At 69.8% G+C, this 11,600-nt stretch carries 7 protein-coding genes; 6 read left to right on the forward strand and 1 reads right to left on the reverse strand.

All coding sequences use genetic code 11. The annotated features are described in order from the left end of the window. Positions 1–4: 4 nt before the first annotated feature. From ARTH_RS01710 to ppsA, 5 genes are read left to right on the forward strand one after another with little or no spacing between them, the layout of a single operon-like run. Positions 5–1,039 carry an acyl-CoA dehydrogenase family protein gene (locus tag ARTH_RS01710; RefSeq protein ID WP_198011560.1) on the forward strand — a complete coding sequence of 345 codons (1,035 nt, stop codon included), beginning with the start codon at positions 5–7 and terminating at the stop codon, positions 1,037–1,039. Continuing rightward, positions 1,033–2,448 (forward strand): PIG-L family deacetylase, encoded by a 1,416-nt coding sequence (locus tag ARTH_RS01715; protein ID WP_011690207.1) that lies wholly within the window; start codon positions 1,033–1,035, stop codon positions 2,446–2,448. Before ARTH_RS01710 ends, ARTH_RS01715 begins: the two co-directional genes overlap by 7 nt. Before the next feature lie 18 nt (positions 2,449–2,466). After that, complete coding sequence (locus ARTH_RS01720) at positions 2,467–3,288, forward strand: glycosyltransferase (RefSeq protein ID WP_011690208.1); 822 nt, start codon at positions 2,467–2,469, stop codon at positions 3,286–3,288. Positions 3,289–3,342: 54 nt separating this feature from the next. Next, entirely contained in the window at positions 3,343–6,144 is a 2,802-nt protein-coding gene (locus tag ARTH_RS01725) for a cation-translocating P-type ATPase (RefSeq protein ID WP_011690209.1), read from the forward strand. Beyond that, positions 6,137–8,518 carry a phosphoenolpyruvate synthase gene (ppsA, locus tag ARTH_RS01730; protein WP_011690210.1) on the forward strand — a complete coding sequence of 794 codons (2,382 nt, stop codon included), beginning with the start codon at positions 6,137–6,139 and terminating at the stop codon, positions 8,516–8,518. The genes ARTH_RS01725 and ppsA overlap by 8 nt, the downstream gene beginning before the upstream one ends. Here ppsA and ARTH_RS01735 read toward each other — a convergent pair. Beyond that, the gene (locus tag ARTH_RS01735; protein ID WP_043429259.1) at positions 8,470–10,395 is read right to left on the reverse strand and encodes a heavy metal translocating P-type ATPase; all 1,926 of its coding nucleotides are present in this window, start codon (positions 10,393–10,395) and stop codon (positions 8,470–8,472) included. The two genes, ppsA and ARTH_RS01735, sit on opposite strands and share 49 nt — an antisense overlap. A gap of 188 nt (positions 10,396–10,583) precedes the next feature. On the opposite strand from ARTH_RS01735, the gene ARTH_RS01740 reads away from it, so the two are divergent. After that, complete coding sequence (locus ARTH_RS01740; protein ID WP_011690212.1) at positions 10,584–11,591, forward strand: polysaccharide deacetylase family protein; 1,008 nt, start codon at positions 10,584–10,586, stop codon at positions 11,589–11,591. Positions 11,592–11,600 lie beyond the last annotated feature (9 nt).

An 11,600-nucleotide genomic window follows, 5' to 3' on the forward strand; every position in this document is an offset into this window, starting at 1 on the left:
GGCGATGGCGCCGATGCTCGAGGCAGTGAGTCACGCAGCGGGAGATGTGCCGGCACTGCTGGCGCTGGCGCGTCAGATCGGGCGGACGGCGCCCCGCCCGGGTGAAGGCAGCACCGCGGAGCTGTGGGAACTGCTGGCGTCCGTGACTGCCGTCGACGTGGCCGCCGGCCGGGTGCTCGAACCGCACCTTGACGCCGTCGCCATCCTCGCCCAAGCCGGTTCCCAAGCCGGAGAGGCGGACCCGGCCGCAAGCAGGACTGTGGACGGGACGGCCGACGGAGCCTGGGGTGTGTTTGCCGCGGAGGGGCCGGGGCTGCGGCTCGAAGCCACCGCGGACGGCACCGGGGGATACGTCCTCAACGGTTCCAAGCCCTGGTGCTCGCTCGCTGCCCGGCTGGACGGCGCCGTGCTGACCGCCCACCTCGAAGGCGGCCGCGCCGCCTTCGCCGTCGACCTGCACTCGCCCGGGGTTTCCTGCGAGACCCCCCAGTGGACCAGCCGGGGCCTGCGCGAAATTCCCAGCGGCACCGTGCACTTTGACGGCGTCAGCGCCGTGCCGGTGGGCGGACCAGGCTGGTACTTCCAGCGCCCGGGCTTCGCCTGGGGCGGGATGGGCGTGGCGGCGTGCTGGTTCGGCGGAGCCGTTGCCGTGGCCCGCGATTTCCGCTCCGCGCTGGCCGCCGCCGCGGACAAGGGGCGTGAACCGGACCAGATCGCCCTGGCGCACCTGGGTGAAACAGACCGCATCATCGCCTCCCTGGCCGGCTACCTGGCCCGGACGGCGGCGCGGATCGACGCCGGTGAGCTGTCCGGCTCCGGCGCGTGGAGCGAGGCGCTGCGCATCCGCGGAACGGTTGCCGCCGCCGTCGAACGCGTCCAGACGGTGGTGGCCCAGAACCTGGGCCCGGGCCCGCTGGCCTTCAACGAAACGTACGGAAAGCGCATGGCTGACCTGTCGCTGTACATCCGGCAGCACCACGCAATGCGCGACGACGCCCAGCTTGGTGCCCTGACCCTGAAAGGGGACCGCTCATGGTGACCTTCTCGCACGCGGACACCGGCACCGCCGAGTCCGAATGGGAGGCCAGCGGCCTGTCCGTCCTCCCCGAGCTTCCCCTGGACCCGGGCGAACTCGCCGCCATGACCTTCATTGTGCTGGCGGCCCATCCGGACGATGAAACCCTGGGCGCCGGAGGGTTCCTGTCCCGCCTGCACGCCGCCGGCGCGGCTGTGGACGTGCTGCTTTGCACTGCCGGGGAGGCATCGCACCCGGACTCTCCGACCACGACGCCGGACCAGCTCGCCGCCGTCCGGCTCCATGAGTTCAGGGCGGCTGTGTCCGGGCTGGCCCCCGCAGCGTCCCGGCAATTCCTGCACTTCCGGGACGGCCACCTTGACGCCGACCGGGACCGCATCGCCGCCGCCGTTCGGGAAACGATCGATGCGTCCGGCCGCCCGGCGAACCAGGTGGTGATCGTGGCGCCCTACCGCTCCGACGGCCACACGGACCACGACGTCCTAGGCGCCGTGGCCGCCGAAGTGGCGGCGCAGGGCGGCCACGGGCTGCTGGAATACCCGGTCTGGTACTGGTTGTGGGCATCACCGGAGGACCGCGCCTGGCAGTCCTGGGTCCGTGTGCCGCTCACTCCGGACGAGCAGCGGGCGAAAGCCGCGGCCCTCCTCGCCCACTCCTCGCAGACACAACCGCTTTCCGACCAGCCCGGCGACGAGGCACTCCTTGCCGGTAGCTTCCTGGACCATTTCTCCCGCGCCTGGGAAACGTTCGCCTGGCACCGGCCCGCCGGCGGAACCAACAGCGCGGGCGACGCCGAGCAGATCTTCGATGCCGTGCACAGCCGCAGCGCCGACCCCTGGCGCTACACCACCAGCTGGTACGAACGGCGGAAGCGGGCACTCACACTGGCCATCCTGCCCGAGGCCAACTACGGTTCCGGTCTGGAAATCGGCTGTTCCATCGGCACGCTCAGCGTGGAACTGGCGTCCCGCTGCCGGGAGTTCGTGGCGGTTGACGCCAGCAGCACCGCCCTGGCACAGGCTGCGGAGCGCCTCTCCGGCTATCCCTCCGCGCGGACCCTGCACCTCACTGTTCCGCAGCACTGGCCGGAAGGCCGCTTCGACCTTGTGGTGGTCTCGGAGACGGGGTACTACCTGACCGCGGAGGAGCTGGCGGAACTGTTCGCGCAGGTGGAAGGTTCGCTGAACCCCGGCGGGACCCTGGTGCTCTGCCATTGGCGCCACCCGGTATCCGGCTGGGAACTGGACGGGGATACCGTCCACGCACTGGCCAGGCAGCAACTCCGCTGGCCTACGGAAGGGCTGTACCGGGAGAAGGACTTCGTCCTGGAAGTCCTGGTTGCCCCGGACGGGGCCAGGGCCGGAGCCGCTGTACCGGAACCGCATCCTGCCAGCGGTCCGGACGCACCCTGAGATGGCCAGTGACCTGAGATGACCAGTGAGATGACGGAACGGGCAGGGGACTATCCTGCCGGGGAGGTCCGGTCCGGGCAGGGCATCGAGCGGGTGGTGGTGGTGATGCCGGCCCACAACGAGGACCAGCACCTTGACCGGGCGCTGGCGGCCCTCCGTGCCGCCGCCGACACGCTGCAATGTGAACGGCCCGGGGTGGATCTGGCCATCACCGTGGTCCTCGACAGCTGCACTGACCGGTCTGCGGACATCGCCTCCGGCTATGTTGCCGCCGATCCGCGGTTCGAGGCCGTGCAAGTCAGGCTGGGAAGCACCGGGGCGAGCCGGGCCGCCGGAGTCCTGGCTTCCGGAATCACCGCGGGGCTGCGGGCCGGACGCGTCTGGCTGGCGAATACCGACGCCGACTCCGCCGTCCCGCGGAATTGGCTGGTGCGCCAGGTTGAACTGGCCGATGCCGGTGCCGACGCCGTTCTGGGATCCGTGGAGCCGGACCCCGCCGGAACAGAGCCTGCGATCCTGCGCCGGTGGCTGGAGCGGCACCCGTTCAGGGAGGACCATCCGCACATCTACGGCGCCAACTTCGGTGTCCGTGCCTCTGCCTACCTCGCAGCCGGCGGCTTTCCCCGGATGCGCGTCCACGAAGACCGGATCCTTGTGGAAAACCTGCGTAGACAGGCTTACACGGTGCAGGCCACCGACACCATCCGGGTGCTGACGTCGGGCCGCACGCATGCCCGCGCACCCCAGGGGTTCGGCGCCTACCTCCGGGCGCTGGCAATGGACCTGCCGGTGCGGGACGTGCCCTCGCTGGAGCTGCACCGCGACAGTGGTGACCTTTGACCCTAGGAGCCTGACCTCCAGAGCCGCATCCTCGATCCATGGGGTTCCCCGTGAATGCCGTGGTTCCGCGTGTCCGGTGCTGCCCGTGATTGGCAGGCTGCGGCTGTGATTCCGGGTGCCGCATCCGGTGCCGGTGCGTTGCCGCTGACCGCCGGACTCAGCTCCGAGGAGGCTGCCCTCCGGCTGCGCAAGGTGGGACCCAACCGGCTGCCGCAGGCCCGCGCCGTCCCGGGATGGCGCAGGCTGCTGGCCGAAATGACACACTTCTTTGCCATCATGCTCTGGTGCGCAGCACTGCTGGCCTACATCGCGGGAATGCCACAGCTGGCCGTGGCGATCGTGGTGGTGGTGGTGGTGAACGGGGTGTTCGCCTACATCCAGCAGGAGCGGGCACAGCATGCCGCGTCCAAGCTCCGCGAGCTGCTGCCGGCCATGGTGTCCGTCCGCCGGGACAACCGCATCGTCAAAGTCCACACCACCGAACTGGTGCCGGACGACGCCGTGGTGCTGGTGGCCGGTGACCGGGTACCGGCGGATCTCCGGCTGGCGCTGGCCGCGGGGTGCTCCGTGGACGAGTCGATGCTCACCGGCGAAAGCGAACCATTGGCCAAGGCCCCGGGGGACACCGTGTTCGGCGGAACCTTCCTGGTCAACGGCGAGGCGGAGGGCATCGTCACGGTCACCGGCGGCGGCACCCGGCTCGCGGAAATCGCCGCCCTCACCGGCAAGGTAAAGGCGCCGCCCAGCCCGCTGGCGAGGGAGCTGCAACGGATCGTCCGCATCATCGCCGCTGTGGCACTGGGCATCGGCGGGCTGTTCTTTGTACTTTCACTGCTGGTCGGCATTTCCTGGCGGGACGCGTTCCTGTTCGCGATCGGGGTGGCCGTGGCGCTCGTGCCCGAAGGCCTGCTGCCCACGGTCACACTGTCCCTGGCCGTCGGAGCACAGCGTATGGCACAGCGCAACGCCCTGGTCCGGAACCTGGAAGCGGTGGAAACCCTCGGCTCCACCACTTTCATTTGCACGGACAAAACCGGCACGCTGACCCAGAACAGGATGAACGCCGTCGAGGTCTGGACGCCGGAGGGCGTGCTCAGCGTCATCGGCGCAGGGTACGGGCCCGAGGCCGAGGTCACCGGGAGCGGAGCCGGGGAAGCCCGGCACCTCAGCACCGCGGCGCTGGCCGCCTCCGTGGGCCGCGCGGTGCTCCACGAGGGCAAATGGATTGCCGAGGGCGACCCCATGGAGGCTGCAATCCACGCGCTGGCCAGCCGGCTGGCAGGTCCCGGGCACGATCCCGGCGAGCCCGAAGTTTCGCACCGCTTTGCCTTCGATCCCCGCAGGCTCCGCGAGTCCGCCATCGTGGGCACCACCCTGTATGTCAAGGGCGCCCCGGAGTCCGTGATTCCGCTGTGCGGCCTGGAAGGCGCCGACCGGGCCCGGCAGATGGTGGACCGGATGGCCTCCCACGGCCTGCGGGTCCTGGCCGTGGCGGAGCGCCCCCTGCCCGGCCTGCCCGGCGCCAGCTTCAAGCTGGAGTCGGTTGAGCAGGATCTGACACTCTTGGGCCTGATCGGCCTGCATGACCCGCCCCGGGCCGAGGTCCGCCTTGCACTCGAGGCCGCCCGCGACGCGGGCATCAAGGTGGCCATGGTCACCGGCGACCATGCCTTCACCGCCGCCGCCATCGCCCGGGAAACCGGGCTGATCGGATCACCCGAGCTGGTCCTGGAGGGACACACCCTGCCGGAGGACGACGCCGTGCTGACCGCCCTGCTGGACCGCGACGGTGTGGTGGTCAGCCGGGTCACGCCCGAACAGAAACTCCGGGTGGCGCGCCTGCTCCAGCGCAAGGGCCACGTGGTGGCGATGACCGGCGACGGCGTCAACGACGGCCCGGCCCTCCAGCAGGCAGACATCGGCGTAGCCATGGGGCTGAGCGGCACGGACGTAGCCCGTGAGGCGGCGGACCTCGTGCTCCTGGATGACGACTTTGCCACCATCATCGCCGCAGTGGAGCAGGGCCGCGCCACGTATGCGAATATCCGGCGGTTCCTGACTTACCACCTGACGGACAACGTCGCTGAGCTCACCCCGTTCGTTATTTGGGCGCTCTCCGGCGGCCGCTTCCCGCTGGCGCTGAGCGTGCTGCAAATCCTGGCCCTGGACATCGGCACCGACCTGCTCCCGGCGCTGGCCCTGGGCAGCGAGGCCCCCAGCAAGGGTGCGCTCAAACGGCCGCCGGAGCGGAGGCACCTGATGGACCGGGCCCTGATGTTCCGGGTGTTCGGGCTCCTGGGGCCGGTGGAAGCACTCTTCGAGATGACCGCGTACACCGCCGTGCTCCTGGGTGCGGGGTGGCGCCCCGGCGCGGAACTGCCGGCGTCGGATGTGCTGATGGCCGCCTCGGGTGCCGCATTCACCACCGTGGTCCTGGCGCAACTCGCCAACGCCTTCGCCTGCCGCAGCGCCTCGGCGCCGCCGTGGCGGCTGGGCTGGTTCAGCAACCGGCTGCTGCTCTGGGCCGTGCTGGCAGAGCTGGGACTGCTGGCTGTGTTCCTGTTCATCGGTCCCGTCGCCACACTGCTGGGCCACGCGCCGCCGTCGCCCGGGGGCCTGGCGGTGGCGCTCGCCGCCATGCCCGCCGTCATCATCGCGGACTGGATCTACAAGATGGTACGGGGCCGCCGGCCGGGCCCCGCCGCTCCTGCGCCGCCGCTGGTCCCGCCGGCCGGGCGGCCAGCCGGCCTGCCGGCCGTCCAGCGGCAGGTGAGGTCCAAAGCCTCTGACCTGCGGGAGCCCGGCAAACGAGGATCAATCCATGGAGGAGCAAGCGGCGGGAGCAGCCATGGCTGAAAGCCACGTGGTGTGGTTCGACGAGATCGGGATGGAGCATGTGCCCCAGGTGGGCGGCAAGAATGCCTCACTGGGGGAGATGACGCGCTCGCTGAAGTCCCGCGGAGTACGGGTGCCGGACGGCTTCGCCACGACGGCGGCCGCCTACCGCACGTTCATCGGAGCCAACGGCATCGACGCCGCCATGCGCGCCCGGATCGCGGAGTACCGGGCCGGCAAGACGACGCTGCGGGCAACGGGCGAGGCCATCCGTGAGCTGTTCCTGGCCAGCGAATTCCCCGAGGACATCGCCGAGTCCATCCGCAGCCATTACCGCACCCTCGCCGAACGGGCGGGACTGGACCGGCTCTCGGTTGCCGTCCGCAGCAGCGCCACGGCAGAAGACCTGCCGGACGCCAGCTTCGCGGGACAGCAGGAGACGTTCCTGAACATTTCCGGTGAGCGCGAACTCCTGGACGCCTGCCGGCGCTGCTACGCATCCCTCTTCACGGACCGCGCCATCAGCTACCGCGAGGTCAAGGGATTCGAGCACCTTGACGTGGCACTATCCATCGGGGTGCAGCGGATGGTGAGGTCCGACGTCGGCGCCTCCGGTGTGATGTTTTCCATCGACACCGATTCGGGCTTCCCCCGCGCGGCCGTGATCAGCGCCGCCTGGGGGCTCGGCGAAACAGTGGTCCAAGGCAGTATCAACCCGGACAAGTACGTGGTGTTCAAACCGCTCCTGGCGGACAAGGGCCTGGCCCCGATCATCGAAAAGACCCTCGGTTCCAAGGCCCGGAAAATGGTCTACAGCCGCGGCGGCCACGCGCGGACCCGGACGGTGGACACGTCCGCGGAGGAGCGGAGCTCGTTCGTGCTGGACGACGCCGAAATCCTGGACCTGGCGCGTTGGGCGGTGACGGTGGAGGACCACTACGGCCGCCCCATGGACATGGAGTGGGCCCGCGACGGCGTCACCGGGGAGCTGTTCATGGTGCAGGCGCGGCCCGAAACCGTGCAGGCGCTCAAGAGCGGGACGCGCTTCACCATCCATCACCTCCGGGGCACGGGCAAAGTCCTGGCCTCCGGCGCGGCGATCGGCGATTCGATCGCGCAGGGCACGGCGTGCGTCATCCGGAGCACCCGGGACATCGACACCTTCCGCGACGGCGCCATCCTGGTCACGGAGATGACGGACCCGGACTGGGTCCCGGTGATGAAACGCGCCTCGGGGATCGTCACGGACCACGGCGGCACCACCAGCCACGCGGCCATCGTGAGCCGCGAACTGGGGGTTCCCGCCGTTGTCGGCACCGGAAACGGAACCAGCGTCCTGGGCGAGGACCAGGCGGTGACGCTCAGCTGCGCGGAAGGGGACCAGGGCAGGGTGTACGAGGGCACGGTCCCGTTCGATACCGAGGACGTGGACCTGGGCGCACTTCCCGCCACCCGCACCGCCGTGATGGTGAACATCGCCAGCCCGGGGGCCTCGTTCCAGTGGTGGCGGCTGCCGGCGGCGGGGGTGGGCCTGGCCCGGATGGAGTTCATCATCAGCAACCTGATCCGGGTCCATCCGATGGCGCTGGTCCATCCGGAGCGCGTCACGGACGCTGACGAGACCCGCCAGATCAAGGAGCTGACCAGCGGCTACGCGGACCCGCGGGAGTACTTCGTGGAGGCGCTGGCGCTGGGCATCGCCAAAATCGCGGCGCCGTACCATCCGCATCCGGTGATCGTCAGGCTCAGCGACTTCAAGACCAACGAGTACGCACACCTGATCGGCGGCAGCTCCTTCGAACAGCCCGAAGAGAACCCCATGCTGGGATTCCGCGGCGCGTCCCGGTACTACGACGAGCGCTACCGGGAGGGTTTCGCGCTGGAATGTGCCGCCCTCAAACGGGTGCGGGAAACCATCGGCTTCGCAAACGTCATCGTGATGATCCCGTTCTGCCGCACGCCGGACGAAGCGGACCGCGTGCTGGCCGTCATGGCGGCGAACGGCCTGGTGCGCGGCGAAAATGGCCTGCAGGTGTACATGATGTGCGAGATCCCCTCCAACGTGGTCCTGGCTGAGAAGTTCGCCCCGAAGTTCGACGGCTTCTCGATCGGTTCCAACGACCTCACGCAGCTGGTCCTCGGCGTGGACCGGGATTCCGAGCAGCTGGCCGCCCTGTTCGACGAACGCGATGAGGCCGTCACTGCCATGATCAGCGAAGCCATCCGCAAGGCGCACGCCGCCGGAATCAAGATTGGAATCTGCGGCCAGGGGCCAAGCAACCACCCGGACTTCGCCTCCTTCCTGGTGGGCGAGGGCATCGACTCCATCTCGCTCAACCCGGACAGCTACCTCAAGACCGTGCGGGTGATCGCGGACGTGGAGGCATCGGCCTGATCTTTCGGCGGTGCTCCGTGCCGGCCCGGGCTCAGCGCGCGCAGCGCATTGAGGATGGTGGCCAGGTCCACCAGTTCCTGCGACAGGGCGCCGGCGATGGCCGGCACGTAGCCCGCCGCCGCGGCCACCATGAGCCCCACGCTCAGCACGATGCCGATCCAGATGCTTTCCATAGCCACCCGGACAGTGCGCTGCCCGATCCGCACCGCCTGCGCCGCCTTGGACAGGTCGTCAAGGATGATCACGACGTCGGCAGACTCGCCCGCCGCGGTGGAACCGCGCGCGCCCATGGCGATTCCAACGTCGGCCACGGCCAGGACGGGGGCGTCGTTGACGCCGTCGCCCACCATCATCACGGGACGGAGCGGAAGGGACTTAACCGCGTCCACCTTGTCCGGCGGCAGGCACTCGGCACGGACGTCCGTAAGGCCCACTTCGGCGGCGATGTGTTGGGCCGTCGCCAGGGCGTCGCCGGTCAGCATCACCGTTTCGGTGACCCCCAGCGCGGACAGCTCGGCCAGGGTCCGCCGGGCCTCGGCGCGCAGCGGATCGCTCATGACCAGGGCCCCGACGTACACCCCGCCGATGCCCACGTAGATGGCCAGCTGGCCGCTGACCAGTTCCGTTTCCACCACGCCGGGCGCATATTCGGCCACGAAGGAGGGCTTGCCCACCACTACTTCCCGCCCGTCGAACACTGCCCGCACCCCGTGCGTGGCTTGTTCCAGCGCCTCACTGGCGGTCTCGAACCGGAGGTCGCGTGAGGTGGCGGCCTCCATCACGGACGCGGCCAGGACGTGGGAGGAGTACTGTTCCGCGGAGCCCGCGAGCCGTAGCAATTCGTCCTGGTCCATGGAGTCGGCCGTCACGATGGCCACCAGCGAGGGCCTGCCGTAGGTGAGGGTTCCGGTCTTGTCGAAGGCGGCGGTGCGGACCTTGCCGAGCTGCTCCAGGACCCCGGCGTACTTGACGATGATGCCGGACTTGGCCGCCTGGCTCATGCCGCCGAGGAACGCCACGGGGGCAGCGATGAGCAGCGGGCAGGGAGTGGCCACCACCAGCACTTCGGCGAACCGGGTGGGGCTGCCGCTGACGATCCAGGCGATGGCTCCCAGCGCATAGGCGAACGCCGTGAAGGGGATGGCGTAGCGGTCGGCCAGGCGCACCATGGGGGCGCGGCTCTCCGACGCCTCCTTCACGAGTTCCACGATCCGGCTGTACTGCGAATCCTCCATGACGGCGGTGACGCGCATGCGGACGGCTGCCTCACCGTTGACGGAACCGCTCATGATGCCCTCGCCCGCGGCGCGCTCCACCGGCATGCTTTCACCGGTGAGCGACGATTCGTCGAACGTGCCGGCGTCGGAAAGCAGCACACCGTCCAGCGGAACCACCTCGCCGGGCTTGACCAGCAGGATGTCTCCCACCCGGACGTCGGTGGCCGCGACGTCCTCGTGGGCGCCGTTTTCGGCGCCGCCGTTGGTGGCCGTGCCGTTGCTGGCAGCGCCGTTCCGTTCCCGGTGGGCTGTCTGCGGGACGCGCGCCAGCAGCGCACTGAGTTCGCTCTTCGCCCTCCCGGCCGCATAGTCCTCAAGGGCCGTGCCGCCAGCCATCATGAGCACGATAATCATGGAGGCAATGAACTCGCCCACCAGCACCGTGCTGACTATCGCCGTCACGGCCAGGATGTCGATGCCCCAGTGCCCTTGGCGCAGCCGCCGGAGCATCCCGACGGACAAGTACGCAGCCACCGCGAGGGCATAGCCGCTGGCGGCAAAGCGGGCAATGACCGGTTGGCCCGATGCCAGCAGGACGGCGACAGCAAGCAGCGCCAGCACCGTGCCCGCAACGAGCGGATACCGGAGCACGAGTTTCACAGCTAAGTCCCGCCTTTGTCTGGTTGGCTGGCACGCCAGGGCACTCCGGCCCGGGCACACCTATGGGTAACACTCCATTGAACCCGGGCTTCGGGGGTAGGGGAATAGGTCCCTGAAGCACAGCGGGGTCATGCCCGGCAGGCCCTTCAGCCCTAGGCGCGGACGGGCCCTGGCTGTCATGGTTGGACATGGCCGGCCAACCTCCGCTGGAACCTCCGCTTGATCCGCGCCGCCGCCGGCTGGCGGCGGGGGTCCTGGTGGCGGCTGCTGTCATCGCCGCGGTTGTGCTGGCCGTGATCCTGGCTGGCGCGCCGCGGGGCACGGACCCGCAAAGCGGTTCTCCGTCCGAAAGCGGGGCATCCTCCAGTTCAGCCACTGCGCCGCCCTCGACGCCGGCCACCGCTGTTCCAGGGGTCCCGGCGTCGTCGGAGCCCCCGCCGTCACCGGCGCCCGAAACTCCGGGCGAATCGACCGCCCCGGCACCTGTTGCGCCCGGCCCCACGCCACCGCCGGAGACGCTGCCCGTTCCCCAGCCCCCTCCGCCGGCCGCCCCGTTTCCTGCCGGACTGGCCGGGCAGGACGTGGAGCTGGTACCCGGCGCAGGCCCGTCCGTTGCCTTGACGTTCGACGCGGGCGCCAACTCGGCCGGCCTGCCGTCAATCCTGCAGACCCTGGAGAGTGCCGGAGTCCGCGGGACGTTCTTCCTGACGGGGGCATGGGCCGCGGCCAATCCTGCCGGGGTGGCTGCCATCGTGGCCGGCGGCCACCGGGTGGGCAACCACTCCCAGACCCACCCGGACTTCACCGGACTGCCGGACGCGGGGATCGTAGACCAGGTCCGCGCGGCGGAGCAGTCAATAGTGGCCGCCGGAGCGGACCCCCGTCCCTTGTTCAGGTTTCCGTTCGGTGCCCGTGACACGCGCACCATCGCTGCTGTGAACAACCTGGGCTACGTGCCCGTGCGCTGGTCCGTGGACACCCTCGGCTGGAAAGGGACCAGCGGCGGCATCACGGCACAGCTGGTGGCGGACCGCGCGGTGTCCGCCCTGCAGCCGGGCGAAATCGTCCTGATGCACATCGGCTCCAACCCGGACGACGGCTCCACCCTGGACGCCGATGCCCTGCCGCAGATGATCGAAAGGATGCGCCAGGCCGGCTACGGCTTCGTCACGCTGGACAGCCTGCTTGCAGGGTAGCCGGCAGGG

Source organism: Arthrobacter sp. FB24 (genome assembly GCF_000196235.1).
GTDB lineage: Bacteria > Actinomycetota > Actinomycetes > Actinomycetales > Micrococcaceae > Arthrobacter.